Source organism: [Clostridium] symbiosum (assembly GCA_036419695.1).
Taxonomy (GTDB): Bacteria; Bacillota; Clostridia; order Lachnospirales; family Lachnospiraceae; genus Otoolea; species Otoolea symbiosa_A.
The window spans coordinates 3,229,337-3,256,056 of record CP143946.1; the positions used below are offsets into that span (position 1 = coordinate 3,229,337).

Genomic DNA, 26,720 nt, shown 5'->3' on the forward strand with positions numbered 1-26,720 from the left:
CATTCCCCCTAATCAATCGGATACAGAATCTTCTCGAATTTGCTTTCCCTTAAATCCGTTTTTTCTATATAATAGGCATCCAGGCGGATCTGCTCCCTGGCTCCCTTTCTCTGAATCGCTTCCACTGCCTTCTCCACGCAGAGATAACCTTCGTCGAACTCATTGCTGACCACCATTCCCCTGATGACTCCCTTGTCCATCTGGTTTAAGAGGGATGGGGTTGTCCCGGTCCCGTAGAGACTCACAATATACTTTCCATATACCGGGCTTCCGCCTATAATTTCCGCCGCCTCACTGGTACTTGAGGGATCCAGGCAGGCAATCACGGCCGTCCCGCTTCCCGGATAGACAGTTTCTTCAATGATTTTCCGGAATGTGTCCGCCGTTTTCCTCTCATAGGCAGCCATCGCATAGCCGTTTTCTTCCAATACCGTCCTGAGTCCTTCCAGCCGTTCCCCCGTATAGCCGTGAGTCAGGCTGTCGGCGAAAACGTACACGGGAAGCTCCGGTGTATTTTCCGAAACGATAGCTTCACCCATTTTTTTGCCCTCTTCAAAGTGATCCGTGGCTACCGCTCCTTTCACACTTTCCGACGGCAGCAGTTCCCCGGCTACAATCACCGGACTCCCGAGAACCGCCGTATCCATGTGGGTCATACACTCCATCGAATCCACTGGTTCCAGTATGACTGCCAGAGCCCCGTCGTCGATCTCACGTTTCACCAGATCCATCTGGCTGTCCGCATCTTCTTTATCAAAAAGCGTAATAAAACTGACATCCACATTGTAATCGTCGGCGGCCTGTTCAACGCCTTTTCGGAAGTTGACGTAGTAGTCGTCCGTCGTATCGGCGATAACGATGGAAATCGGGTAAATCTCCGACTTTTTTTCCTTAATAATCAAATCGGTGGAGGATAGAAGGTACAGGAACACAAGGATTCCTGCAAAAACACCCCAGAGGACTTTTTCTTGTTTTGCCATTATACCATCCCCCTCTCCACCGCTTCACTGTACGGCACGACCGGAAGATGTATCCTTACCGTGGTGCCCTCGTCCGGCTCCGACTCAATGGAAAGACCATATTCTTCCCCAAAGTAAAGCTTGATCCTCTCATTGACATTCTTAACCCCGATGCCGGAACCGCGCCTGGATTCCACGTGGGACGCCCCCTTAAAGAGGTTTGCCACCTGTTCGCCGGTCATTCCAAGGCCGTTGTCTACCACGCAGAAATACAGATCCGCGCCCTCCTTCCAGACCTTCAAAAGAATTTCCCCGTCGCCGTCCATGAATTCCATGCCGTGATAAATGGCATTTTCCACTAAGGGCTGCAGCATCAGCTTGAGGCTTGCCAGCTCCAGCACGTCGTCGGACGCCTCGATTTCATAGGTAAACTTGTTTTTAAATCTCATGTGCTGTATCATCAGGTAGTTTCTGACATGTTCCAGCTCATCCCTCACCGTGATGATACTCTTTCCCTTGCTGAGGCTGATACGGAAAAATCGGGCCAGCGCGGTCACCGCCTTTACCGCCTCTGCCTTCTGCTCGTTCTCAATCATCCAGACAATGATGTCCAGTGTATTATAAAGGAAATGGGGGTTGATCTGGGACTGCAGCGTGTCAAATTCCTGTTTCCGCTTTGCCTCGTGCTCCGTCACGATGTCCTTCATCAAAAGGCGTATCTGCGCCGCCATGTCCCCGATGGATTTGCCCAGATGCTGGATCTCATAGGAACCGCCGGTGTAAACAGTCACATCCAGGTTGCCCTCCTCCAGTATACCCACGGATTTTTCCAGCTCCTTGATGGGATTTGTAATCCTGGAAGAAATATAGGAATTGATGAGAGCCAGGATGAACAGAATGAGTGCAATGATGAATACGATAAAAAGCCGGGTTTTAATCGTGTTCAGGGAAACGACGTTTTCCGGCGTCACCCCGACTACTTTCCAGCCCGTATAACCGATGGACTTGATTGTCACAAACCGGCTGCCGCCCTCAAACTCCTCCATATGGTTGCCGTCCTTATAACCGGCTGCCACCGCATTGTTCTCCTGCATCCTGCCTGAATCAATGAGCTGCATCTTGGGATGATATAAAAGCTCGCCGTCGCTGCTGATCAGATAGACATAACCGCCCTTACCGGCCGTCACGCCGTCAAAGAGCTGTTCCAGGCTGGAATAGCTGATGTCCACCAGAAGCACGCCCTGGGCCGTGGAAGTGCCCTTGGTCAACTCCACGGCGCGGGAAAGCGATATCACCCAGCGGTACTGGTTCTCATTGTTGTCAAAGATATACTGTACATGAGGCTGGGAAAAGTGCTGGTTCTCCGTCTTCTCCAGCGCATCCTTAAACCACGGTTCCCCTGTGACGTCCAGATTCGCTTTGAGCCTTGCCGCAGGAACCGCTTCCACCAGCGTTCCATCCTCCGAGAAAAGAGCAATATTATCGATATTGTCCTTGTTATTGTCGTAGAGCAGCGTAAGTTCCGAACCGACCGACTCGGAGGAGAGGTCCGCATTCTTTACCGCTCCATAATAGAGCGAATCCGACAGTTTCATAATCGTCCGCAGGTAGGATTCCACGGAGCGGGCCACCTGGCCGATCAGCCTCTGGTTCTCATCCTGGACCATGGCCGTGACCTGGCCGGAAAGTCTCTGGTACAGGGAAAATGTAATCAGGAGGCCTGCTGCCAGCGCAGTCACCGTGAAATAGATGAAAATCGTGGTACGTATGCTGTTATTCAGAAAAAACGGCCGTCTCTGATTATTGTCCTTCTTATCCATTTATCTGGCTCCCCTGAATTTCGTAGGCGACACACCGAACTTCTTTTTAAAAACATAGCTGAAATAGTTCTGTTCCGGGTATCCCACCTTATCTGCGATAATATAGGTTTTATCTTCCGTTGTCATGAGCAGTTCCACCGCGCGGTTTAAACGCACGTCCGTCAGGTACGCGATATAGGCCTGTCCCGTCTCCTTCTTGAATACAGTGGAAAAATAGGCCGGACTCATATGGAGATGGCGGCAGATCTTTTCCACCGACAAATCCGGATCCCTGAAATTCTCCTGGATATACTGTTTGGCCTCCTGGATAACATTCTTGGTCGTATTGCTTCTCTCCTCCTCCATCACCCGGTTCATTTTAAAGGCGACTTCGGTCAGATACTGTCTGATATTATCCGTTTTCTCCACTTTCAGAAGAATTTCAAAATAATCTGTCTCCACGCCGAACATATCGCTGATCCGAAGGTCATACTGCTGTGAAAGCTGGGTCAGGGCGTTGATGACGGCCAGGATATAGGCCTGGTACTGGCGGTAATGGACCTTTGTCTCCTCCATTTTCCCCACCACGTCCCCGACGACGGAGCGTATCTTCTCCTCCGGCCCGAATTTGACGGCGGCTATCAGCTCTGACTCCATCCGGCTGTCGAACTGCAGCTTTCCGTGGTTGAACGGCTCCACATCCCGGATGTAGATAAGGCCGCCCGAGCCGGCCACGGCCCGGTAACCCAGCGCATTTAACGCCGAGTGGAAGGACTGGCCGATATCGGCCAGGGAATTACAGCTCTCACCGACTCCGATTGTGACGGAAACCTCCAGGATCTTTTTCGTCTCCTTGCAGATATCGCCCAGCATGGCCACCAGGCCCGTCTGGGAATTGTTTTCGTCGATCGCGGCAATCAGGATGCTCTCAAAGGAGGAGTGGAACATCGTATAACGGTATTGGCCCTCCAGTTTTTCTTCTATCATATTCTGGACGGAAATCGGAATCAGCTCCCGTTCCTTATGGAGGGATACGGCCTTATCCACTTTCTCGTCCGGTTCCAGATGGATGGCGGCAACAATCCATTTATGGGCGTTGTCTATGTCGATATCATATTCTTTCAGTTTCTCCGATATGGTTTCCCCCGACATTCCCCCATGGATCAGGTCGTTTAAGAAATGCTCCCGGATGGTCGGGAGATTTTTGATATAGCTCTCCCTGAGGAGGTTCACGTTCCTCTTCTGCTCAATCTCCTCATCCAGATTTTTCTTGATTTTTTTGAGGATCGCAGTCAGCTCTTCCACGTTCACCGGTTTTAAAATGTACTCAATTACATTCAGCTTAATCGCTTTTTTCGCATATTCGAATTCATCGAAGCCGGAAAAAATCACAATCTTCACCGATGGATACTGCTGGCGGATTGTCTCCGCCATCGTAAGGCCGTCCATGTAGGGCATTTTTATATCCGTCAGGACGAGATCCGGCTCATTCTGCTCGATCTTTTCCAGGGCGTCCTTGCCGTTTTCCGCATCTCCGATCACTTCAAATCCGGTGTCCGCCCAGTCTATCTTGTTAATAATGCTTTTCCTTACCTCTTCCTCATCGTCTACCAGCATAATCTTATAAAGATTCATATCGCATCACTCATCTTCTTCCCTGTCTATGTCATTGTCAATATAATCGATATCCTCAAGCGCCGCCGGATTTGAGGCGGGACAGAGGTATACCTCCCCTGGATGCCTCTTGATTACGGCTTTTCCGCCCGTATCGCCGCGAAGGCTTAAAAGCTCCTCCCGGTATCTCCCCGAAAACACGACGGGATTCCCGGCCCTTCCTCCGTCCGACAGGCAGGCGATCGTCTTATTCGTCCTCCTGAATTCCTCCGCCAGCCGGAAGATCTCACCGGCCGCCAGCCACGGCTGATCGCAGACCATAAACATCAGGCCGTCTTCCTCCGACACGGCTCCGGCCGCCCAAATCCCCAGCGCGATGGAATGAGAAATCCCCATTTCCCGGTTCCTGTTGAACACCACCCGCCTGTCCGGTTTTATGTGTCCGGCCGATGCATTATATCCAGCCGGTTCAATACATTCAGCCGGTTTAATACATCCGGCCGGGTCACCATACGGTATAAAGCCGTCATGGCTGCAGAGTTCCCGGCCAATCTCCTCATAAGCCGTCACGGCGATGAGGCGGACCGCTTCTCCCTTTCCCGGCTTTTGAAGCGGTTCCATGAACCGTTCCTGGAATTCTTTTGCCGCCTCCACCGCGTAACGGTACATCGGCGTTCCGTCGATACAGTGAAGGAGTTTATTGCTGCCAAACCGTTTTGAAAAACCGGCCGCCAGCAGAATCACATTCATCATGGCAGTTTTTTAAGCCCCCTCACTACCTTCTCGGGTGTGACGGGAAGCTCCCGGAACCAGAGTCCGGTTGCATGATAAATCGCCTGCACAATGGCGGGAAGCGGGGTGTTCATGACAACCTCGCCGACTGATTTTGCCCCGAACGGCCCTGTCGGTTCATAGCTGGAATCGAATTCCACCTCCAAATCCGGCACCTCCACCCTGGCGGGAATTTTGTACTGCATAAAGGAGTTCTCTTTCAGTCTTCCCTTATCTGTATAATTTATATCCTCAAAAAGCGTCATGCCGATGCCCTGGACGATGCCTCCCTCGGCCTGGATTCTGGCCAGGTTCGGGTTTATCACCGTACCACAGTCCACGGCCGCCTTATACTGGAGAAGGTCAATTTTCCCCGTCTCCAAATCCACTTCCACCTCAGCCATTCCGCACATAAACGGAGGCGGCGATACCGGGGAGGAATGGGAAACCGTGGCCTCAAGAGCCAGGCCGGAACCGCACATTCTCTTTGTGGAAATATCTTTCAGGGAAACCTTCTGTTCTTCCCCCGTCCCTGCTTCCGTTGCAAAAACGAAAGAACCGTCGAAGTCCGCTTCTGACGCATGAACTCCCAGAAGCTCCGCACCCTGGGCGATAATCTTTGCCCGCAGCTCTCCGCAGGCTTTGACAACGGCCATTCCGGTGACGTAGGTGGTGCTGGATGCGTAGGAACCCGAGTCGTAGGGCGAAACATCCGTGTCTACTCCGGACACGACGATGTCATCCACATCGCAGTCCATACAGTCGGCCGCCATCTGTGCGAGGATCGTGTCGCAGCCGGTTCCCATATCGGTTGCCCCGATCATCATATTATAATGGCCCTCATCGCTCAGGCGGATTGTCACCGTTCCGACGTCCATGGCTGAGATGCCCGAACCCTGCATGGAAATGCCGACTCCGACGCCCCGGACCTTACCGTTTTTCATATCTCTGGACGGATACTTTCCGGCCCAGTCCATCATGGCCGCCGCTTTGTCCATGCACTGTTTTACGTGACAGCTCTGAAGCCGTTCATTGTAATAGGCAGGCATAATCTGGCCTTCCTGCAGGAAATTCCGGTTCCTGATTTGGAGCGGATCAAGTCCCAGTATCGCCGCGGCCTCATTTAACGCCGTCTCCACCGCAAAGAGGCCCTGGGTCGCCCCGTACCCCCTGTAGGCTCCGGATGACTGGTAGTTTGTATAGACCACATCATAGGTAAACCGGAATGCCTCCGGCGTGTAGATGGGAATTGCCTTATGGCCGCTGAGTCCGACCGTCGTCGGCCCATGTTCCCCGTATGCTCCCGTGTTGGAGAGCGTATACATATCGATAGCCCTGACCTTGCCGTCGCTCATCAGTCCCATCCGGACGGTAATCTCCATCTCATGGCGCGGGGAGGAGGCAATCATGGATTCGTATCTTGTAAATACCATCTTGGCCGGGCGTCCCGTCTTCATCGTGACAAGGGCCGGATAAATCTCCGCCACTCCCGTCTGCTTGGCCCCGAACCCGCCTCCGATTCTCGGTTTGATCACGCGGATGGACGATTTCGGGATATCCAGGGCATTAGCCAGAATCCGCCTGATATGGAACGGAATCTGGGTGGACGCCACCACGTTAAGCCGCCCGAAAGCATCCTTATAGGTAAAGGCCCGGAACGTCTCCATCATCGTCTGGTTGTCCGCCTTCGTGTGATAGGTTCTCTCAATCACCAAATCACAGTCCTTCAACACCGCATCCACATCCCCGTCCGACTCGGATCCGCTGGAACACAGGTTTCTCTGATTATCGGCTCCCACCGGGCAGAGCGCCTTCCAGTCCTCCTCCGGATGGACCAGCACGTGGTTGTCCTTTGCCGTCCTGAAATCGAGAACCGGTTCCAGCACCTCATACTCCGTCTTAATCAGCCGGAGAGCCTGATCCACGGCGCTTTCCGTTTCTCCCGCCACGATGGCGGCCACATCGCCGACAAAGCGCATACGCTGGTCGATAATCTTTCTGTCGTACGGGCTTGGCTCCGGATAAGTTTGTCCCGCCTGGGTAAACCGGCTTTTTGGCGAATCTTCCCAGGTCAGTACACAGGCGATTCCCGGAACGGCTTTTGCCCTTTTCGTATCAATGGTCTTCACAAGCGCATGGGCGTAAGGGCTTCTCAAGACCTTCACCACAAGACAGTCCTTCGGGGCCAGATCATCGGTATAGACCGGAGCTCCTGTCACCAGGGCCAAAGCGTCTTTTTTCATCACAGGCCGGTTCACATTCTTTCCCTTATTCATGACTCCTGACCCTCCTGCTCTTTTTCTTTTATGTAATTAAAATATTTTCTGATCGCGCGCATCTGACCGGAATAGCCGGTGCAGCGGCAGAGATTGCCTGCCAGGTATTCCCGGATTTCGCGGTCGTCCGGTTCCCTCAGTTCCCGCTTCATCGCAAGGACATTCATAATAAAGCCGGGACTGCAGAAGCCGCACTGCTCCGCTCCTTCACCGGCCAGAAAACGGCCGAATTCTTCCGCTTCCTCCTTAACGCCCTCCAATGTCGTAATCTCAGCCCCTTCCGCCCGCATCGCGGGAACGGCGCAGGAAAGCACCGGTTTTCCATTCATCCAGACGGTGCACAGGCCGCAGTTTGTCGTCTCACAGCCGCATTTCACACTGTAGCACCCCTGGGAGCGCAGAAATTCAAGAAGCATCATATCGGGAGCAATATCCGCGCTCACCGTCTTATTATTAATCCTGCATGTCAGATTCATTCCGTCTGCCCTCCTGTCCTTCTCTCAATGCGCCGATGCGTCCGGCCGCCCGGCCGATGAGAACGCCCGCCAGGTATTCCCTGTACTCCGCGCTGCCCCTCATATTGGTGCCGTAAGTAAAGCGTCCGGCCAGTTTCTCCGCCTCTGCGCGCCTCTTCTCCCCATCCAGGACGGAAAGCAGGCCTTCTGCTTCAATGACTGACGCCCTGGCCGGCCTTGCGCCGACCGCCAGACGCGTCATTCCGTTTTCATCCTCCGAAACGGCGACGGAGAGCACCGGGAAATCCACCGCCTCATTTCTCATCATCTCATAGGCCGCTTTTCTGCCCGTCTTCTTCACGATGAGAGCAGTCATAATATCGCCGTCCGCCTTCATGGCCGCAAACTCGGAAAGGGGAATCCTCCCTCCCCGGTAAAGTTCCACCCAGGAATCCATGACAAGAAAACAGGTCAGGATATCGGAAAACCCAAATCTACCGAATATGCTTCCCCCCACCGTGGCGCAGTTTCGAAACTGCGTTCCTACAATGTGGCAGACACAGTCCCTAGCCGCCCCGGACATAAAATCATTCAGCCCTTCATGCAGCTCCAGCTGACGCAGGGAGACCATGGCTCCAATCCGGAATTCCTCCTCCGTCTCCTCGATCCGATCCGATAAAAGCTCCCGGAGATCCAAGAGTGTTCCGATATTCCTGTTCTGCAGACGCAGAAAGCAGAATCCCCCTGCTATTACCGCCGACTTTTTGGCATTCATCGTGAATGCCTCTTCCAAATCCTTTGGTCTAACATAATTTTTATAATGAATCACCGATTTATCCTCCGTATTAATCCGTGCCGTGTGGCTGCCGTTTGTCGGCAAAGAGGCTGTTCCGGCCTCAAACACGGTTTACAGATATTTTACCATAGAGCTTAATTTAGGACAAGGAAAAAGCGGCTTGCGGCATACTGCCTGTGAACAGTAACCCGTGAAACCAACGCTCCGTAAAATTCATGGCTGCCGCCGCTTTCTTTCCTATCTTCCATTATTATCACGGCGCCCCTGTGCACCCCTGTGTTCAATCTTGTCGCCTGTCCTCTTGCCCGCCTCCTTTTTTTCTCGCGCGAGTTTCTCACTGCAGGCGAGGCAGTCTTCATCAATTTCGTATACACTGTTTCCTTCTATTATTAAACGGGTGCTCATTAACACTTTCCCCCTGTAATTTTCATCGTACTTTAGTATATGCGGCAATTTCCAAAGCGTCGGCATGATCCTTTCTTTTTGCGCATATATTTAGGCAAGGAATTAAGAGGTATTGTCCCATGAGCAATGAACAGACTTTAAAAATGACAGAGCTGGATTATCTGACGGCCGCCCCTCATCTTCAGATGATAAAGGCCGCCCTTCCCTACATCAATATACAGGAACAGCGTATCTTCTCCCTGCTTGTAAAAATTGGTGAACTGCAGCGAACCGTACAGTTGTTTGGAAACAGTGCGGAAGGCGATCTCAGCATCTGTTCCCTGGAAGATGACGCGCCGGCTTCCCCGGTGGATATGTTAAATGCAATGAAACCGTTCGGCACGGAGGCCGAGCAGGACTTTATCGATCTGATTGTCAACTTTCTGCAGGGCTCCCAGCTTTACCAATCCTATATGGACAGTATGGATGAACCCGATCAGGAAATCCCCAGGCGGGAACCGGAACATGTGCAGGGACAGGAACACAGGGCCGACAGCCATACAGGATATTCGTCCGCCCAGAATAGCCAGGGCAGCCAGGGGAACCAGAACGGGTCCGGCGGACAGAATGGCTCCGGTGGACAGAACGGACAAAACGCCAGGAGAAACGATTTCTTCCGTTTCCCCATGGACCAGCTGAAGAATATACTTCCACCCGAGCAACAGTCCAGACTGGAGACGGCCCAAATGCTGATGCAGACCTTTCAGCAGTTCTCGTAGCACACCCTGAATCTGCTCCGTTACATAGAACGGCAGCGGCCCTCCCTGCAGCCGTGCAGCGGCGGAACCGGCCTGAGACAACGCCCGAACCAAAAGCATGAAACTATCCGACCAGAAACAGATCATAACAAGCAGAAAGGAAATTAGACCATGAATGAGAATTGGAGACAGGATCCGCGCCTGAAAGGAATGGATGAACAAAAACTGAAATATTTGACTGAGCTGGCTGACAAAGCCGGAAAAACACCGAAAGATAAACTGATGCCCTTATTAATGAGCATGGCCGCCGGAAACAACGGAATGAATTTTAATGATCAGGAGACGGATCTGATTGTATCGATTCTCACTTCAGGAATGAATCCCGCACAGAGAAAACAGGTAGAAACCCTGCGCACGCTGTCGAGGAAGATGGGAAACCGGAAATAAAACTTTGAAGGCCGCTGCAGGCAGGAACCGGCAGCGGCCTCTATTTCGTATTTGCTTTTGTCTGAACCGGTTCTGTCATCCGTCCCGTCATCGGCTCCGTCCTCCATCCCATTACCGGATCGACAGAAGCGCCGCCTTTGTCGCATGGATCTGCGTCGTATCAAACACGGGCAGGGCCGTATCCGCCTCCCGGATCAGCATTCCAATCTCGGTGCAGCCGAGAATCACTCCCTGCGCGCCCGCAGCCGCCAGCTTATCGATAACCGCCAGGTATTTCTGTTTGGACGCCTCAGAAATGATTCCCCGGCACAGTTCTTTAAAAATCACGTCATTGATTTCTTCAATCTCCTCTTCCCCGGGAATCAGAACTTCAATTCCGGCGCCAACCAGCTTTTCTTTATAGAAATCCTGCGTCATCGTATATTTTGTGCCAAGCAGGGCGACCCGGTTCATCCCGCTTTGCAGCAGTATGTCCGCCGTTGCCTCGGCAATATGGATGACTGGAATCCCGATGTGCGCCTCAATCTGCGGCACGACCTTGTGCATGGTGTTAGTACAGATGACAATATAATCGGCCCCCGCATTTTCAAGTTTCCCAGCAGCGTCTGCCAGAACCTCCCCTGCCCTGTCCCACTCCCCGTCGGACTGGTACTTCTCGATCTCCTCAAAATCCACGCTGTACAGCAGTATCTTTGCAGAGTGCAGGCCTCCCAGCTCTTCCTTAACCACCTCGTTGATAATCTTATAATAGGTGACGGTGCTCTCCCAGCTCATTCCGCCAATCATTCCAATTGTTTTCATCTAAAATGCCTCCCGCCTGTGTCAATCGGACAAGAAAAAGTCCTGCCCGGAGGTTTTTTCATACCACAGGCTCACTTTCCTGTGATAGAAAAAACAGACGCCGGATGCGGAACGGTTTTCCGCCCGCCTCACCCGCAAAACGGTTTCGGCCGCGTCAGAAAATCCTGTCCGCCATCCGGCGTCCCAGTTTTCAACTAGATCTCTTTTTTCCAGAGTCCGTGCAGATTGCAGTACTCATAAGCGGCAACCGCCTCATCATTCTCACTTAAAACAAACTCAGCAGCCGGTTTCATCTCCGGATTCAGATATTTAATCTGAACGCCCTCTTTCGTCTCAAGAGCGATCCACTGGATGTAGTGCTGCTCCATCATCGGATGCTCCACTTCGCCTACCTTTACGGTAACCTTAGCGCCCTCAACCTCCACTGCAGGAACATGCTTCTCAAACGCTCCGTCCGTACTTCCCGGAACAAGCTCCGTCATCTTCTGACCGCAGCACATAACCGGCACTCCGCTGTTTTTCACGTAAGTAATAATGTTACCGCAATGTTCACAGACATAAAATTTTAATTCCATCTTTCTTTCCTCCTGATTTCCACATATGTAACCGCCCCAACTTTCCGAACCGTTTCCATATATTTCTTTTTATGTATATTCATTATATTTGTTTTAGATACAATATACAAGCAAATATTAATGACTTATAGCAATTCACCGTTTCATATCTCATGTTTTGCAATCCGCAGTAACATTAAAATAACATAGTGGCAGCGATCGTCCCCTCCCCTTGAGAAATAAAACAAATAATCCGCCGCAGGCCGGGTTTTGGAATACGGCGAAAACCTCGGCGTCTTCAGTCCCGTCGACAACCTGCCCGGGGAAGGAAGGAGAAAACTTTCCGAAGGGGACATTGGAGCCCACCGGTGCTTAGACGGCGTTCTTTGACGTCTTAGCATCCGCTGTGCGCTCCACAAGCGGGAGCGAGTCTCCGTAGGAATTTTTTCTCCTGGATTCCCCACCCGCGACACCCCAATGCCCGGGACTGAAGACTCATCCCCTCCCCCATTCCACCCCCGCATTTTTATATTTCCCAAAAAACAATTGATTTCCCATCCTTTTCGTGCTACAATCAGTAATCGATAAGAAGACCGCTTTCACGGACTTTTTACCGTTATAAATCAAAAAAGAAACAGGGGAGCTTGTAGGACAGGCTGAGAGGAAATTTAAAATTTCGACCCTTTACCTGATTTGGATAATGCCAACGTAGGGACGTGAAATACGGTACATACCATCCCGCCATTATCCGGCGGGATTTTTCAGATCATGGGAAAGCGCTCCTATGATCGAAAAAGCCCTCCGGGCAGGATGCGCACCCGCGCGAAGATGTAATATGCCGCTAAGCGGCCGCGCTCGGCGAGAGAGTCCGGCGGGCCGGACACTTTCTTGTTGAGTGGCAATGAAAAGTTCGCGAAGCGTGCTTTTCGTTGTTACTAAATCTATTGACTTTTTCCATAAACAGGAGATTCCAATGAAAAAATATTATAATAACCTCATCCCGGCGCTCTTCATTCTCGTTCTGCTCCTTCTGTGGGAAGGGGCCGTGCAGATTTTTCATATCCCCCTGTATGTCCTCCCCTCCCCGGTGCAGGTGATAAAAACACTGGCTGCCGAACTTAACACGCTGGGAGGCCATGCAGCCGTCACCGTTATTGAGGCCCTCTCCGGCATCGCCATCTCGCTGGCGCTGGCGCTTGTGCTGGGCATCCTGATGGACTGTTTTCCGGTTGTCAGGCAGGGACTTTATCCGATTCTCGTCGTTACCCAGACGGTTCCCATGATTGTCCTGGCCCCGATTCTTATCATCTATATGGGCTTTGGCGTGGCCCCGAAAATATTAACCGTCGTACTGATGTGTTTCTTTCCCATTGCGGTCAGTTTCTCCGACGGGCTCGCCCAGGTGGATGAGGAATACGTCCACCTCACCCGCTCTTACGGCGCGGGAAAATGGGAGACTTACCGCCTTGTGAAGATACCTGCCTCCATCCCTTCTCTGCTGTCCGGCCTGAAGGTAGCGGCCACCTACAGCATCAGCGGCGCCGTGGTCGGCGAATGGATCGGCTCCCAGAAGGGACTCGGCTATTATCTTTTGAGAGTGAAAAACAGCTATATGCTCGACAAGGTATTTGCCTGCGTCCTGGTAATCATCTTTTTGAGCCTGTGCATGAATGGGCTGATCCGCCTTTACCAGTTCGCCGCCCTTCCCTATCTGAAACGGAATAACCATTAACATAACGTTTGCAGATTTTCAACAATCACACCAAAGGAGAAAAATTATGAAAAAGAAATCACTTGCAATCCTGTTAACCGCTGCCCTGGCAGCAGGTACGCTGGCTGGCTGTTCCCAGTCCTTCCACACTGCAGAGACGTCTTCCAATCCGGCTGCGCCAGAAACCGTGAATCCTTCCTCCGGCGCGGAAAAGACGGAGGAGACTTCCGGTGAAGCTTCCGCTGGCTCCGGGGAACTTAAGGATGTCACCGTCATTCTCGACTACGTGGCCAACACAAACCATACCGGCATGTATGTCGCCCTGGACCAGGGATATTATGAGGAAGAAGGACTAAACGTCAATATTATTGAGCCAACCGAGGGCGCTACCGCCACCCTGATTGCCGTTGGTAAGGGCGATTTCGGTGTCAGCTATCAGGAGGACGTCACCATTGCCCTCACCGCTTCCGATCCCCTCCCAATCAAAGCCATTGCAACCATTATCCAGCATAACACCTCCGGTTTTGCAACTTATGAGGGAAAAGGCATCAAATCCCCAAAAGATTTTGAAGGCAAAACTTATGCAGGCTGGGGAGGCCCGGGTGAGGAGGCCGTATTAAACGCCGTTATGACAAAGGACGGAGCCGATTTCTCCAAACTCAACATGGTGATCTCCGACGGTTCCGGTTTTGAAGCGCTGAAGGATAAGGCCGATATCATGTGGTTCTTTGAGGCCTGGGACAATGTGAAATGCCAGCTAAATGATTTCCCAATCGAGTATATGCCGGTCCGCGAACTGGACGAGCGACTGGACTACTATACGCCTGTCATTATTGCTTCCAACGACACGTTGAAGAACAAACCGGACACGGTGAAAAAGTTCCTGGCCGCCACGGAAAAAGGTTACGAATACGCAATCCAGAATCCAAAGGAAAGCGCTGCCATCCTCCAGAAATATGCTCCCGACTATCCTCTAGAAATGCTGGAAGTATCCCAGACCTATCTTGCCGATAAATATTCGGAGGATGCCAGTCAATGGGGCAAAATGAAGGATGAGGTCTGGGACAGATACACGGACTTCATGGTCGAATACGGTGTAATTGACAAAGCCATTCCGGCTTCCGACTGCTATACCAACGAATTCCTCCCTGCAAAATAAGAAAGGACATATGTACTATGAAACTGGACGTATCCGGCTTATCTTTTTCCTATGAAAACAAAAAACTGTTCGAGGCCCTGGATTTTTCCATCGAAGAGGGGGAATTTGTAAGTCTTCTCGGGCCATCCGGCTGCGGAAAGTCGACGATTCTCAAGCTCCTGACCGGGGTCATCAAGGCGGAAACCGGTCGGATTCAGGTAGACGGTCAGGCAGTGAACGGACTCTCGGAGCATTTTGCCTACATGCCCCAGAATGATCTCCTGTTCCCCTGGAAAACAATTCTGGAAAACGTCTGCCTTTACGGACAGATTCATGGTTCTTTCAATGAGATGAAGCGGGAAGCTGCGGAAAACTTTCCTGCTTTCGGCCTGGACGGATATGAAAATAAATATCCGTCCGCCCTTTCCGGCGGCATGAGGCAGCGTGCCGCCTTCCTGCGCACCGCGCTGTGCAAGGCGGACATCCTGCTTCTGGACGAGCCGTTCGGAGCCCTCGATGTCATCACGAGAGGTGATATGCAGGACTGGCTGATTGGGATGAGGGCCAGGTTAAACCGTACGGTTCTCCTGGTCACACACGATATGGATGAAGCGCTTTATCTCTCCGACCGGATTCTGATTCTCAACCGGACGCCGGCCCATATTACCTGTGAAATCACAATCCCGGACAGGGAACGAAACAGGGAATGGCTCTACCGGCAGGGAGATCTGAGGCAGAAAATCCACTCGGAAATCATGTCGGGACGAACCTGAGATAATTCGTGTAAAAAGAGAGATTGGATCATCGGCAGGAGGTGCCAAAATGGAGCAAAGCAGAATGGAACAGACCAGAATGGAGCAGACCAGAATGGAGCAGACCAGAACAGAGCAGACCGATTTAAGATTTTTATGTGATGCCCATGCCCATATCGGCTCCCGCGAAGAACTCAGGGAGCGCAGGGAAAGTAAGATTCCCTCTCTCCTCTGCGCTTCAAATCCAATGGAGGCGGACAGGCTGGCCGCACTGTGTGCCGAACCGGAAAACGAGAGTTTTCTCATTCCTACCTTCGGCCTCCATCCATGGTATGCAGACCGCTTCCGGATAAGCGATATGGAACCGTTTTTTTCACAGTGCTCCGTGATCGGGGAGATTGGGATGGACAGCGTCTGGTGTGACGTCCCTCTGGATATTCAGGAAAAGGTGTTCACCGGACAGCTCGCCATGGCGAGCATGATGAAAAAGCCCGTGATTCTTCACACAAAGGGGCAGGAAAAGAGAATCGCCTCCCTGATCTCGGAATTTCCCAATACCTATCTGGTACACTGGTACTCCTCCCCCGAATTTCCGAAACAGTATCTGGAACTTGACTGCTATTTTTCCATCGGGCCGGACGTCTGGTGGAATCCCGATGTCAGAAAACTCGCAGCGGGCCTTCCCGCCGACCGGATTCTAATCGAAACAGACGGTCTGGGAGCCGTAACCTGGTCCTTTGATGAGGCTCCGGGAGAGCTCCGTTCCCGCGCCGCAAAGGACGCATCCGCCTGCGTCCGTTCCTCCCTCTCCTACACCCTGGCACAGACGGCAGAAATCCGGCGCCTCCCAGTGGAAGAAGCCGGATCTCAGATTGTCCGAAACTTTCATACATGTTTTAAACGGGATTGTCACAAATCCCGATAAAGAGCCACACGCCGTTCTTCTTAATGCCGTACAGGAAAGGACGGTCCAGAATCATCTCCGCCCTGCCGTCCGGAAGCGCGGCCCCCGCGTAGGCGATATCCGTAAAGGCAGATGCCTCCACCCCCTTCTCGTCGATCCCGATATGCCCGTTCTGGGTAATCGACGAGATGAAAATGTCCTTCTGATCCGTCATTCCCGAAAAGTCCCCATTCTCAAAAATTCCGTTGATTCCCAGTTTCATCATCATCTCTTTTATATCACTCCGGCTGTCCGAAGTGAATTTGGGGACCTTAAATACCACCTCCCCCATATGGCTCTCCCCGCTCTCAAGCGCTTCTCTCAAGCGCTCCGGCGATTCAAGAAAAGAATCGATGGAACCCCCCTCATCGGGAAGAACAAAGACCATGGAACCATTCTCTTTCAGCCCCAGGGAGGATCTTACATATCCTTCCCCCTCACTGTATCCGTGGGAACCAAAGGTGGCGTTCATAAAATCCGTCTCCACCGCGGCTCCGTCCGCAAGGTGGAAATCCCCCGTCTTTGTCTTCGATTCGGAAAACCGGTCAATCCATTCATCATAAAAGTAAATCGTATTCATCAGGTGCATCAACTGCTGTGAATCGGTTTTGATCTCCGGCGCAATTGTACCCTTTGTATTCTCCTGTACCCATTTTCCCATCTCCACGCCTGTTTTCTCATCCGAAAAATCCACATTGTGGATGGAGGCGTAGAACTGCTCTGCCGCCGTTTTCCAAAACGCTTCCTTCAGCTTCAGATCGCGCCCCGCCCACAGGGATGTCGCGATGCGAAGCTGGCCGATGGAATTGTCACAGTATAAAGTCCGGTAGAGTTTACCCGCATTTTCTTCAGCGTTTTCCCTGTCTTTTGTGCCGAGAAAACGGTAAAGCTCCTCCGCCGTCCCGGAAGCAGCCAGCGCCAGGGCGTAGTACAGACTGGCCGGGGAATAGACCAGATTTTCTTCCCTGGCCGCCAGAAGCTCCCTGGCCGTTGTAAATACAAAATCCGCCTGCTCCTCAATGAAAGACGGCTCCACTGCGTTATTGTCCATATACTCCCTCCATTTTTCCCAGTCCTTGTCGCTGTCTATCCCTTCCGGATAGGACGGGTTTACCGCCGAATCCTCCTGGTTCGTCCGTACGCCTCTGCCGCAGCCTCCCAGGATACCCCCGGCCATCAAAAGAAGCGCCAGGCCGCAGAGAGCGGCTGTTTTTTTCTGTTTCCACCCTGCTTTTTTCATAAGGTTCCTCCTCTTTTTCAGCCGCCCGTTCCGTCCCCGGACCCGCACGGCTTATTCCATGCTCCCATTATACCTGATTTTTCCAGCGTCTTTTTTGCTTTTCTCTTACTCATTCTTAATATTTGTTGCTTTTCGTTGCCACTCAATAAAATAAGGCACTCATTTCCCTCCGCCCGACGGCAAGAAAGAAATGGTGCCATTCTTTTATAACATTCTCTTATAAATTTGAAAAGGAAAGTATGCCCAGGCGGTCCGCCCATACATTTGGCTCTTTTCTTTTTAAACGCCTTAATACGCCGCCAGATCTTTTTCCTCCTGGACTACGATAATCTTTGTATTCTGGTCTACGTTTTGTACCAGCTCCTTCATATACTCTTCCGGTATGCTGATACAGCCGGAGGTCCCTGTATTATTGGCAACCTTCGGGCAGTGCAGGAAAATGGCGGAACCCTTTCCCGGCACATAGCCGTCGTTGTAGTTCAGGACCAGGGCATAATTGTAATGCGGCGCCTGGCGTATCAGGTTCTCAGAGGAAGTCCAGTCCTTCTGGACTTCAAATTCATTGACAAGGCGGTTGTAATACCGGCTGTTTCCGTCATCCACGAAATGATCGCCGTTTACCACCTTGTGATAGGGAAGAATACTTCCGGGGTTATCCTTCATTCCGAAAGCCATGGTAAAGGAGTAAACGCCGGCCGGCGTCTTCTTGTCCCCCTCCTTTTTGTCCCCGGAAATCCCGTTCATACCGCTCACCGCCGGTACGGAAAATTCGGGTGTGAACACTCCGTCCCGGTTCTTTTTATACCAGGTCAGGGTTCCCAGCGCAGGATCGGCAGGATTCCCCACCGCTACAATAAGCTGGGAGGCCTCCTTTGCCGCTTTCAGCGTGTTCACGTCTCCGTTATAGGGGACGGCAGCCTCTCCTGTTTCCGCGTTCCCGGACTGTTCCGGAGAAAGTCCTGCTTTCTTCTGTTCGCTCTCCCAGGCCGGTCCGTACGCCTGGCCGCTGTTTGCTGCGGCAGATGCGGTCCGGGGACCTGCCGCAGCAAGAATCAGCCCGGCAAGTCCCGCCACGCAGATTTTCTTATATAATTGATCGGTTCCTCTGTACTTCTTTTTCATCAGGGCAAATTCCTTTCTGTCCATGATCAGCCATTCTATATCCATTCCTGTATTACCGGTTCCCACGGCAGCTGCCGTTTTTATCCATTACTGCAGTTTGCCGCATCGATTGCAATAACAAGCATAAGACCCAGCAGTTCATCCTCCGGATCGTCGTATTGCAGCACATAGGTATCGCCCCAATGCAGAAATTCCTTTTCGATGTGCATGATGGCCGAACACTCGTTATAAATGCCGTAATCCCATCCAAGGAAATCGCCTTCCACCCGCCATCCGTTAAAATCGACCTCGTATTTGGGCCTGAACAGCGTAAACCGCTTTTCGACCTGACCCATAATCCGTCCGCCGATCTCGATTTCAAATCTCGGCATCAGCGTTAAAAAGGCCTCCCTGACCGCGCCGAGTTCTTCCCCGGTACGGCTGTCGTAGACGTGGATCTGGTGGGTCAGCGACAGGAATTCGGCTTTCACAAAATACCTGGGGCTCTCATCCTCGCCGTATACGTCATAAGTATCGCTCCATGAAAATACTCTCTGTTTGATTAATAATCTCGGCATCCGGACCTCCCTCTTTTTGTTAACCTTATGTTCTTCTCTTCTGTGGCCGTTGCTGCTTTTGTGTTACTGTTAATTTCTCTGCTGCCGTCACTTTGGGCCAGACTGACTTTATTGCTTCTGCTTCTGTTCCGCCTTCTGTTTTTCTATCTGTGCGGACAGCAGCCTGTCCAGATAGATGGATTTAAACTGCTTGCTTGCCAGGGCCTGCTTGACCGGCGGCAGCTTCAGGATAGTCCCGAACACGGCGGCCAGAGCCCTGTGGTTGGCGAATGCCTCATTGTCAAATATCAGGTTCTGCAGGGTTCCCTTCTCAATCGCCTGCAGTACGAAACGGTGCGTGCTGTTGACCGGCGTAATAATCTGTACGGGCCGTTTCTCCAGATGGATGGCCCCCACCGGGCAGTTTCTCACGCAGACGCCGCAGCCGAGACAGATATCACGGTCCACCACCGCCTTCTTCCTGCCGGTCTTCTCGCCCGTCTTCGGAGATAACTCATCCTCCATCTTAATCGCCAGCACAGGACAGACTTTTGCACATTTGCCGCAGCCAATGCAGGTCTTCTGATCAATTGCCGGAATGTAATTCGTCGTCGCCACCGGCTGCATCGGGGCAAACCGTCTGGCAGCCTGAAGCGCTTCACAGCAGCATCCGCAGCAGTTGCAGATAAATGCCGGATATTCCCTCACATTTTCGCCGATCTGCACCAGATTGGCATCATAAGAACGCTCCAGCGCGTCCATTGCCTCTTCTTTAGAAATCAGTCTGGCATGTCCCCCATGTTCCGCCAGGGAACGGGCCACATTGCCGAAGGTCAGACAGACGTCAAGCGGAGCGTCTATCTCGCAGGGATGGCCTGCATGAGCCGCTTTATGGCGGCAGTAGCAGAGCCCCAGACCGATGTAATCCGCTTCCTCCACGATATGGCTGGCTCTCTCATAGTCCAGAATATGGCTCATATTCTCATTGCCGAGCACCGGCTCCTGGACAAATACGCGGCCCAGCTTTGTCTGCGTGGCATAAAAGAGATCCTTTACAAAGTCCTCCTCCACGTTCATATACTGATAGTAAAGCTCACTCAGATATTTCTGATCGATGTCGCCCCTGGTGCGCATCAGGGCAAACTCGAAAAATCCGGCCATTGGCGGCGGGATGACAAATTTTCTGACTCCGTTATGCCAGGAATCCACCAGAAGCGCTTTCTCACAGAGATGATCGAGCACCTTCTCCGCCTTTGCCTCCGAAGTATTCCAGATATGAGCCGCTCTCTTCAGCGTAAAAGGCCTTACGGGAAGCATGGCCATAACCTTGGCTTCCTTCTCCGTAAAAAGCACCTGTAAAATCTTGTACAGTGTATCCGATGCCGGCGCGCCCTGGGTAAACCAGTTGATGCGTTCCTCCAGGCTCTTGTGGGCATCCTTTGATGTAATGTGTCCCATTTCTGTCAGTCCTTTCCTGATAAGTCATATTTTATATCATAACACAAAAAATATCCGTTTTCCATTTACGATTTTCTTGCAATCAAAAACCTGCGCCCCGGCACAGGCAGGGACACAGGTTTTTAATTAACAGGAAAATCCGCCGTTGTGTGACTCCTTTGCCACATACAGAGCCGCATCCGCAGCCTTTGCGACAACCGAGTATTTGTCGCCGGGGTTGACGACCGCAGCGCCGGCCGACAGTGTGATGGAAGGCATATTCCTTCGTTTGGCCTCCGCAGCCAGGGTCTCGTTAATATCCTTCATAATCTTTTCCGCTACGGAATAATCCGAAGTGCGGGCGACAAAGATGGCGAATTCATCGCCATGGAGTCTGGACGCAAGGTCGATTGTCCTGATACGGCCGATGATCATCTGCGCCGTCAGTTTAATCACTTCATCTCCCACACTGTGCCCGTAATTATCATTGACCTGTTTAAAATGGTCTCCGTCTATCATAATCAGGATTCCGCTCTGTTCGGTTGTCTCCAGAACCTCGTTTATCTCCTTGCGGAAGGATTTGAGATTCATCATTCCGGTCAGATCGTCGACCGCCGCTGCCTTCTGGGCGGCGCTGAGCGCGATCTCAAGACGCCTCTGCGTCTGTCCGAGTTCCACATAAGCAGCCTTCAGCTCCCGGTTTTTCTGGTCTACGCTGACACGGCTCAGGACGTAGATAAGCAGCAGTTCCGTGACGAGAATCGGAATCAGCCAGATGTCCATCGTCGCGGTAAGTATGGAGGCGGCCGGAACAAAGACCAGGAAATCAAAGCCGTTTCCCTTCAGCAGGCAGCCGTAATATTTCTTTCCGTCCATCTTAAAAGGAACCGTTTTTCCGCCGGCCTGGCTGACCGCCTGAAGGCCGTCTTCAAACTGGCTGCGGAATCCATAAAAAGCCTCTGCGGAATCGGCAGTCTCCCTCAGCTTGACTGCTTCCTCCGAATTCTGATCGGCAATCCCGGCCAAATCACTCTTTGCCGTTTCCACCGCTGAGGCCGCCTCATCCAGGGTTGAATATAAGTCTCCCCCAAGGTACTCTTCCCTGGTGCTTCCGATTACGGTCCCGCTGCCGTCACACACCATCATCTGGGCATTTTTATACTGCTCCATGGAAGTAACCAGGCTCTGGATATCGGCCATCTTGATATCATAGGCAAATACCGTTTCACCGTCCGGCTGGAGCTGGGAAATGGTCGTCAATATGTAGTGGTTTGCATAGCTCATATAAGGAGGAGTAAAAACGATTTCTCCCATTCCGGCCGCCGCATCCTTATACCAGGGACGTTCCGTCGCCACATAACCGCTTTCCTCATAGACGGAATAGGGGGTATCCCAGCTGTAAAGGTACCTGCCCTGATAATACATGTACAGGCCGTCATACGTCTCCCCCTCGATTGCGAGCAGCTTCTTGTCGATATTTTTAAGATAATCCCATATAATATCGGGATCCGGATTATTTTCAATTTCACGTGACATCATCTGCACAAACAGCTGGAAAGAACGCTCATAATCATTCATGACATCTTCAAAACCGACCTTTGCACTCATCGCATGAGCCGTCAGGCTTTTGTTAATCGTATTTCGTTCCACCCTGCCGACTGCCAGTATAACCGCTATGTTCACGATAAGAATAATAGCTGCAAAAATAATCTTTTTCTTTTTTCCCCTTCGTTTTGACGCCTCCATAAGCTCTTCCCCCGGAATACACATTTTTTCTGCCTCTGTTTTTACTTATTTTGTGTATATTTTACCATACTTTTCGGAAAAAGTCTGCAATTATACAAAATTCGCAGGCAATGTTTTTTTTGCATTGCCTGCGCTGTTTTATTGCATTTATTTCATTACAATGTTGACAATTCTGCCCGGTACATAGATTTCTTTCACTACATTTCCGGTCAGTTTGTCCTTCAGGGCCTCTTTGCCTGCCGCAATTGCATCTTCTTTTGACACATCGGCGGGAAGTGTTACGACGGCTCTCGTCTTGCCGTTGATCTGGACGGCGATCTCTTTCTCATCGTCCTTCATCAGCTCCGGATCGCATTCCGGCCATGTCTCGTGGAATACGCTGTCCGTACCGCCCAGCACCTGCCACAGTTCTTCACCGAGGTGAGGTGCAAACGGAGCCAGAAGAATTACAAATGTCCTGAGGGTTTCTTTGTCGATACCGCCCTCTTTTTTGGCCAGGTCGATGAGCTTGTTATTGTACTCCATGAATCCCGAGATAACGGTGTTCAGGCTGAACTGCTCAAATCTCTGCTCAATGTCAAACACCAGCTTATGGCGGAGCTTGATCATTTCCTTCGTCGCCGTAATATCCTTATCCTTATTTTCCATAACAAGGTTGTAGAAACGGTTCAGGAAACGCGATACGCCCTCGATTCCCCTGTCGTCCCACTCGGCATCCAGCTCCGGCGGTCCCACGAATAATTCATAGAGGCGCAGAGAGTCACAGCCGTAGTCGCGCACCAGATCGTCGGGTGAAACCACGTTGCCCTTGGACTTGCTCATCTTGATACCGTTCTTGCCGGTGATCATACCCTGGTTAAACAGCTTCTTAAACGGCTCGTCAAAGTCGATGGCCCCGATGTCGCAGAGGAACTTCGTATAGAAACGGGAGTAGAGGAGGTGAAGGACTGCATGCTCTACGCCGCCGATATACATATCAACCGGCAGATATTTGTCTGCTTTTTCCCTGGAAACCAGTTCTTCGTTGTTTTTGCTGTCCACATAGCGGAGGAAATACCAGGAGGAACCTGCCCACTGAGGCATGGTGTTGGTCTCTCTCTTGGCAGGCGCGCCACAGCAGGGGCATGTGGTGTTGACCCACTCGTCGATACCTGCAAGAGGTGATTCTCCTGTTCCTGTCGGCTGGTAGCTCTCCACCTTCGGAAGCTCTAACGGGAGCTGATCCTCCGGTACCGGCACGTTGCCGCAGTTTGGACAGTGGATGATCGGGATTGGCTCTCCCCAGTAACGCTGGCGGGAGAATACCCAGTCACGCAGTTTGTAGTTGACCGTCTTTTTGCCCAGTCCCCTCTCCTCGATCATGGCAGGAGCTTCCTGTTTGAGCACGGCCGACTCCATGCCGTTCCACTCGCCGGAATTGATCATGACTCCGCTTGCCTCGGTATAGGCCTCTGTCATGTGCTCGATTTCTTTGCCGTCCTTAGCGATAACCTGGATAATCGGGATATTGAATTTTTTCGCAAACTCAAAGTCACGGTCATCGTGGGCCGGAACGCACATGATGGCTCCGGTACCGTAATCTGCCAGAACATAGTCGGACAGCCAGATCGGGGTCTTTGCACCGTTTAACGGGTTGATTGCATAGGAGCCGGTAAATACGCCGGTCTTTTCTTTATCCTGGAGACGGTCTACATTGGATTTCATTGAGGCGTCAAAGATGTATTTCTCCACTGCTTCCCTTGTCTCGTCCGTAGCCAGGCTCTTCGCCAGGCTGTGCTCCGGAGCAAGGACCATAAATGTCGCTCCGTAAAGAGTGTCGGGCCTTGTTGTATAAACCGTGATCTTCTCGTCTCTTCCGTCCACCTTAAAGTCTACTTCTGCGCCGTAAGATTTGCCGATCCAGTCGGTCTGCATCTTCTTAACCTTCTCAGGCCAGTCCAGCTTGTCGAGATCATTTAAGAGGCGCTCTGCGTATGCCGTGATTTTGAGCATCCACTGGCGCAGGTTCTTCTTGGTCACAGCGGTTCCGCAGCGTTCGCAGCAGCCGTTTACCACTTCCTCGTTAGCAAGTCCTGTCTTACAGGACGGGCACCAGTTGATCGGGAATTCCTTCTCATAGGCAAGGCCTTTTTTGAACATCTGAACAAAAATCCACTGGGTCCATTTATAAAATCCGGGATCCGTGGTATTTACTTCCATATCCCAGTCATAAATTGCCGCAATCTCACCGATCTGGCGTTTGATATTCTTTACATTCTCCGCAGTGGAGATAGCCGGATGGACGCCCATCTTGATGGCATAGTTCTCTGCCGGAAGGCCGAAAGCATCCCAGCCCATCGGATGGATGACATATTTTCCCTTTAATAACTGGTAACGGCTCCACACATCAGAGATGACATAGCCTCTCCAGTGGCCTACATGAAGGCCGCTTCCCGACGGATATGGGAACATGTCAAGGCAGTAGTATTTCTCCTTCTTTCCGTCATTTACGTTGATCGGGTTCTTTTCCCAGTTTTCACGCCATTTTTTCTCAATGGCGGTATGATTGTACTGTGACATTTCATTTCCTCCTGTTTCAATTTATATGCAGCGCATCCTGCCCGGAGGGCTTTTTATATCATAGGAACAACTTTCATATGATATAAACAACGAAAAGCACGCTTCGCGAACTTTTCATTGCCACCCAAAAAAGCCTGCATCTCTACTATCATAGAGACGCAGGGCAATATTACACGCTACGCGGTACCACTCTATTTCACACCGGTTATTGCTCCGCAGGTTTCATCGTATCGGCCGGTTCGGCCTTCGCGGTAAACGGTATGCTCTTTCTGCTCCATATAACGGCTGGATCCCGGCTCTGCCTACACAGGAACTTCCCTGCACCGGACAAATGTCCGTGCATCTTCCCTTCAACAGGCTGCTCCAAGGCGAGTTCAACTGAAATATTCATATCTGCCTCGCACCTTCCGGCAGCTCTCTGGTATGTCATTCAGCCTACTATTCCTTATCTTTGCATTTATGCTAAACAATAATTTAACATAATCGCCGGGGGATGTCAACCCGTTTAGGCGGGGTTTTGGCTGGTTTTGGCTGAATAAAAATTAAAAGGGAAGATCAATTTTATAAATGCAGATATTCGGCCCCTTTCCATTTGGTCTCTTTTTACCGATAATCTCCGCCTTGCCGTTGTTCTTCAGATTGGCAAGATAGTGGTTTGCGGTCCGAAGCGACACTCCCAGGCGGCTGATCAGCTCCGTGGAGGATATCTCATTGGTACCCTCGGCTCTGAGCGTATTGATAATTTTCATCAGTGTGGCAGAGGAAAGTTTCACCTGATATGCCACCTCATTGATATACTCCTGGGGGATTCCCACCTTTTCCGACTTTGTATCCTCATGAGCGGAAGACAATTCCGTAAGCCGGTTATCTTCATCAAGAAGAAAGCTGGTTGCCGTCTTGTCCCGGCAGCTATGGGCATAACTGCTCGCATTCACCGCGTTGGAACGGGCCTGATAAAAATCCGTCCCTACTCCGTATCCAATTGAAACCGCCTCACGCTCCACCTTATTGAGGAATTCCGTAAGCGGACAGTCGGTATACCTGTTTGTCAGCCTGGCCAGCTCCTCCTGCACCGTATAAATCTCAAAATATTCGTTCCCGCTTTTAAGCGTTAGCCTGCCGCATTCCCTCTGCACAAAATCCGACAGGGACTTCTTCAGGGAAATCACGTGCTGGGCCTTCTCATAGGTATTTTCCTCCGCATCCAGATGCAGATCGATCCGTATCACGGCCGGACTTCCGCCGCGGGCGCGCTTTAAATCAATCGCGTGGCAGACATTTCCTATGACATTATTCATCATATTGAGGCTGGGGAAAATATAGCTGCAGGAACAGCCCTTTGCATTCAGGGCATCGGCCACATACAAAGACGAAGTCAGAACTGACCGGATTCTGCCCTCTTTAAAGAGCATCAGGTATTCATCGGTCATCCTCTGCTCTTCCTGCTCCATATCCTCATATGAATCTACGCTCTTCTTATCTCTCTCCATATCGTCCACCAGGGAATGCATCCGATCCTCAAGAATCACTTCCCCAAGCGTCCACCTGCTGCCCAGGACGTCAATACCAATCTGTTCGATACTCAGGCCTGGATGGAGAAGAAGCTCGCTTAAAATAAGGCGGTATGTATTTTCTATATCAAAATCAAAATAAGATTTGCACATCGTTTTCGTCCACTCCAGGCGTTCCAGAATGGAATCCGGCCACGAGCCGCTGGTGATTACCCCATCAAAATTCTCATGGATGTCATAGCTGACCTTCTCAAACTCATTTGCCTCAGTGTATGGGATATAGGTCAGTTCGACTCCCTTGGGAGGCTCCTTCATCTGTTCTTTACAATAATCGATTAGAGCCGGTTTCAGCAACATTGCAATTTTATAGCACATGAATCACTAAACCCCCGAATTCTATTTTTATTTTCA

Annotated in this window: 23 protein-coding genes, 1 riboswitch and 1 other annotated feature; of the genes, 6 read left to right on the top strand and 17 right to left on the bottom strand. The window is 51.4% G+C overall.

Annotated elements, in window-relative coordinates; genetic code table 11:
• Positions 1–8 precede the first annotated feature (8 nt).
• From V3C10_14745 to V3C10_14780, 8 genes are all read right to left on the bottom strand, one after another.
• Entirely contained in the window at positions 9–980 is a 972-nt protein-coding gene (locus tag V3C10_14745) for a substrate-binding domain-containing protein (GenBank protein WVP60562.1), read from the bottom strand.
• Positions 980–2,779: a sensor histidine kinase gene (locus tag V3C10_14750; GenBank protein ID WVP60563.1), complete on the bottom strand. Its 1,800-nt coding sequence runs from the start codon at positions 2,777–2,779 to the stop codon at positions 980–982. The genes V3C10_14745 and V3C10_14750 overlap by 1 nt, the downstream gene beginning before the upstream one ends.
• Positions 2,780–4,393, bottom strand: a complete 1,614-nt coding sequence (locus V3C10_14755; GenBank protein WVP60564.1) for a response regulator — start codon at positions 4,391–4,393, stop codon at positions 2,780–2,782.
• A 6-nt stretch (positions 4,394–4,399) separates the two neighbouring features.
• On the bottom strand, positions 4,400–5,125 hold the full coding sequence (locus tag V3C10_14760; protein WVP60565.1) for a nucleotidyltransferase family protein: 726 nt from the start codon (positions 5,123–5,125) through the stop codon (positions 4,400–4,402).
• Complete coding sequence (locus V3C10_14765; GenBank protein ID WVP60566.1) at positions 5,122–7,419, bottom strand: molybdopterin cofactor-binding domain-containing protein; 2,298 nt, start codon at positions 7,417–7,419, stop codon at positions 5,122–5,124. Before V3C10_14765 ends, V3C10_14760 begins: the two co-directional genes overlap by 4 nt.
• Complete coding sequence (locus tag V3C10_14770) at positions 7,416–7,895, bottom strand: 2Fe-2S iron-sulfur cluster-binding protein (GenBank protein ID WVP60567.1); 480 nt, start codon at positions 7,893–7,895, stop codon at positions 7,416–7,418. The genes V3C10_14765 and V3C10_14770 overlap by 4 nt, the downstream gene beginning before the upstream one ends.
• Entirely contained in the window at positions 7,873–8,703 is an 831-nt protein-coding gene (locus V3C10_14775) for an FAD binding domain-containing protein (protein ID WVP60568.1), read from the bottom strand. Before V3C10_14775 ends, V3C10_14770 begins: the two co-directional genes overlap by 23 nt.
• 204 nt (positions 8,704–8,907) lie before the next feature.
• Positions 8,908–9,075, bottom strand: a complete 168-nt coding sequence (locus V3C10_14780) for a hypothetical protein (GenBank protein WVP60569.1) — start codon at positions 9,073–9,075, stop codon at positions 8,908–8,910.
• Between the two features lie 119 nt (positions 9,076–9,194).
• On the opposite strand from V3C10_14780, the gene V3C10_14785 reads away from it, so the two are divergent.
• Entirely contained in the window at positions 9,195–9,833 is a 639-nt protein-coding gene (locus tag V3C10_14785) for a hypothetical protein (protein ID WVP60570.1), read from the top strand.
• Between the two features lie 150 nt (positions 9,834–9,983).
• Entirely contained in the window at positions 9,984–10,259 is a 276-nt protein-coding gene (locus V3C10_14790; GenBank protein WVP60571.1) for a hypothetical protein, read from the top strand.
• A 111-nt stretch (positions 10,260–10,370) separates the two neighbouring features.
• Here the strand turns inward: V3C10_14790 and V3C10_14795 are convergent, their stop codons facing one another.
• Entirely contained in the window at positions 10,371–11,060 is a 690-nt protein-coding gene (locus tag V3C10_14795) for an aspartate/glutamate racemase family protein (protein ID WVP60572.1), read from the bottom strand.
• A 194-nt stretch (positions 11,061–11,254) separates the two neighbouring features.
• Complete coding sequence (locus V3C10_14800; protein WVP60573.1) at positions 11,255–11,635, bottom strand: desulfoferrodoxin family protein; 381 nt, start codon at positions 11,633–11,635, stop codon at positions 11,255–11,257.
• Positions 11,636–12,240: 605 nt separating this feature from the next.
• Positions 12,241–12,347, top strand: a riboswitch (TPP riboswitch).
• A gap of 240 nt (positions 12,348–12,587) precedes the next feature.
• Between V3C10_14800 and V3C10_14805 the strand changes: the two genes are divergently transcribed.
• From V3C10_14805 to V3C10_14820, 4 genes are read left to right on the top strand one after another with little or no spacing between them, the layout of a single operon-like run.
• On the top strand, positions 12,588–13,346 hold the full coding sequence (locus V3C10_14805) for an ABC transporter permease (protein ID WVP60574.1): 759 nt from the start codon (positions 12,588–12,590) through the stop codon (positions 13,344–13,346).
• Between the two features lie 46 nt (positions 13,347–13,392).
• Positions 13,393–14,484 carry an ABC transporter substrate-binding protein gene (locus V3C10_14810; GenBank protein WVP60575.1) on the top strand — a complete coding sequence of 364 codons (1,092 nt, stop codon included), beginning with the start codon at positions 13,393–13,395 and terminating at the stop codon, positions 14,482–14,484.
• Between the two features lie 17 nt (positions 14,485–14,501).
• Positions 14,502–15,236 (top strand): ABC transporter ATP-binding protein, encoded by a 735-nt coding sequence (locus V3C10_14815; protein ID WVP60576.1) that lies wholly within the window; start codon positions 14,502–14,504, stop codon positions 15,234–15,236.
• Positions 15,237–15,285: 49 nt separating this feature from the next.
• Positions 15,286–16,140: a TatD family hydrolase gene (locus V3C10_14820; GenBank protein ID WVP60577.1), complete on the top strand. Its 855-nt coding sequence runs from the start codon at positions 15,286–15,288 to the stop codon at positions 16,138–16,140.
• Here the strand turns inward: V3C10_14820 and V3C10_14825 are convergent.
• The 7 genes from V3C10_14825 to V3C10_14855 form a co-directional block, all read right to left on the bottom strand.
• A complete protein-coding gene (locus V3C10_14825) occupies positions 16,112–17,398 on the bottom strand; it encodes a serpin family protein (GenBank protein WVP60578.1) in 1,287 nt (428 codons plus the stop codon). The genes V3C10_14820 and V3C10_14825 overlap by 29 nt on opposite strands.
• A 288-nt stretch (positions 17,399–17,686) precedes the next feature.
• Complete coding sequence (locus V3C10_14830) at positions 17,687–18,565, bottom strand: L,D-transpeptidase family protein (protein WVP60579.1); 879 nt, start codon at positions 18,563–18,565, stop codon at positions 17,687–17,689.
• Positions 18,566–18,600: 35 nt separating this feature from the next.
• The gene (locus V3C10_14835) at positions 18,601–19,077 is read right to left on the bottom strand and encodes a hypothetical protein (GenBank protein ID WVP60580.1); all 477 of its coding nucleotides are present in this window, start codon (positions 19,075–19,077) and stop codon (positions 18,601–18,603) included.
• A 108-nt stretch (positions 19,078–19,185) separates the two neighbouring features.
• The gene (locus tag V3C10_14840) at positions 19,186–20,514 is read right to left on the bottom strand and encodes a 4Fe-4S dicluster domain-containing protein (protein ID WVP60581.1); all 1,329 of its coding nucleotides are present in this window, start codon (positions 20,512–20,514) and stop codon (positions 19,186–19,188) included.
• Positions 20,515–20,640: 126 nt separating this feature from the next.
• Positions 20,641–22,263, bottom strand: a complete 1,623-nt coding sequence (locus tag V3C10_14845) for a sensor domain-containing diguanylate cyclase (protein WVP60582.1) — start codon at positions 22,261–22,263, stop codon at positions 20,641–20,643.
• A gap of 123 nt (positions 22,264–22,386) precedes the next feature.
• A complete protein-coding gene (leuS, locus tag V3C10_14850) occupies positions 22,387–24,798 on the bottom strand; it encodes a leucine--tRNA ligase (GenBank protein ID WVP60583.1) in 2,412 nt (803 codons plus the stop codon).
• Positions 24,799–24,947: 149 nt separating this feature from the next.
• Positions 24,948–25,259 (bottom strand) — a binding site (T-box leader).
• 81 nt (positions 25,260–25,340) lie between these two features.
• Positions 25,341–26,684 (bottom strand): HTH domain-containing protein, encoded by a 1,344-nt coding sequence (locus V3C10_14855; protein ID WVP60584.1) that lies wholly within the window; start codon positions 26,682–26,684, stop codon positions 25,341–25,343.
• Positions 26,685–26,720: the final 36 nt, after the last annotated feature.

Coding starts and splice junctions, on each gene's coding strand:
- V3C10_14745 (WVP60562.1), bottom strand. CDS start 980: ATGGCAAAACAAGAAAAAGTCCTCTGGGGTGTTTTTGCAGGAATCCTT.
- V3C10_14750 (WVP60563.1), bottom strand. CDS start 2,779: ATGGATAAGAAGGACAATAATCAGAGACGGCCGTTTTTTCTGAATAAC.
- V3C10_14755 (WVP60564.1), bottom strand. CDS start 4,393: ATGAATCTTTATAAGATTATGCTGGTAGACGATGAGGAAGAGGTAAGG.
- V3C10_14760 (WVP60565.1), bottom strand. CDS start 5,125: ATGATGAATGTGATTCTGCTGGCGGCCGGTTTTTCAAAACGGTTTGGC.
- V3C10_14765 (WVP60566.1), bottom strand. CDS start 7,419: ATGAATAAGGGAAAGAATGTGAACCGGCCTGTGATGAAAAAAGACGCT.
- V3C10_14770 (WVP60567.1), bottom strand. CDS start 7,895: ATGAATCTGACATGCAGGATTAATAATAAGACGGTGAGCGCGGATATT.
- V3C10_14780 (WVP60569.1), bottom strand. CDS start 9,075: ATGAGCACCCGTTTAATAATAGAAGGAAACAGTGTATACGAAATTGAT.
- V3C10_14785 (WVP60570.1), top strand. CDS start 9,195: ATGAGCAATGAACAGACTTTAAAAATGACAGAGCTGGATTATCTGACG.
- V3C10_14790 (WVP60571.1), top strand. CDS start 9,984: ATGAATGAGAATTGGAGACAGGATCCGCGCCTGAAAGGAATGGATGAA.
- V3C10_14795 (WVP60572.1), bottom strand. CDS start 11,060: ATGAAAACAATTGGAATGATTGGCGGAATGAGCTGGGAGAGCACCGTC.
- V3C10_14800 (WVP60573.1), bottom strand. CDS start 11,635: ATGGAATTAAAATTTTATGTCTGTGAACATTGCGGTAACATTATTACT.
- V3C10_14805 (WVP60574.1), top strand. CDS start 12,588: ATGAAAAAATATTATAATAACCTCATCCCGGCGCTCTTCATTCTCGTT.
- V3C10_14810 (WVP60575.1), top strand. CDS start 13,393: ATGAAAAAGAAATCACTTGCAATCCTGTTAACCGCTGCCCTGGCAGCA.
- V3C10_14815 (WVP60576.1), top strand. CDS start 14,502: ATGAAACTGGACGTATCCGGCTTATCTTTTTCCTATGAAAACAAAAAA.
- V3C10_14820 (WVP60577.1), top strand. CDS start 15,286: ATGGAGCAAAGCAGAATGGAACAGACCAGAATGGAGCAGACCAGAATG.
- V3C10_14825 (WVP60578.1), bottom strand. CDS start 17,398: ATGAAAAAAGCAGGGTGGAAACAGAAAAAAACAGCCGCTCTCTGCGGC.
- V3C10_14830 (WVP60579.1), bottom strand. CDS start 18,565: ATGGATATAGAATGGCTGATCATGGACAGAAAGGAATTTGCCCTGATG.
- V3C10_14835 (WVP60580.1), bottom strand. CDS start 19,077: ATGCCGAGATTATTAATCAAACAGAGAGTATTTTCATGGAGCGATACT.
- V3C10_14840 (WVP60581.1), bottom strand. CDS start 20,514: ATGGGACACATTACATCAAAGGATGCCCACAAGAGCCTGGAGGAACGC.
- V3C10_14845 (WVP60582.1), bottom strand. CDS start 22,263: ATGTGTATTCCGGGGGAAGAGCTTATGGAGGCGTCAAAACGAAGGGGA.
- leuS (WVP60583.1), bottom strand. CDS start 24,798: ATGTCACAGTACAATCATACCGCCATTGAGAAAAAATGGCGTGAAAAC.
- V3C10_14855 (WVP60584.1), bottom strand. CDS start 26,684: ATGTGCTATAAAATTGCAATGTTGCTGAAACCGGCTCTAATCGATTAT.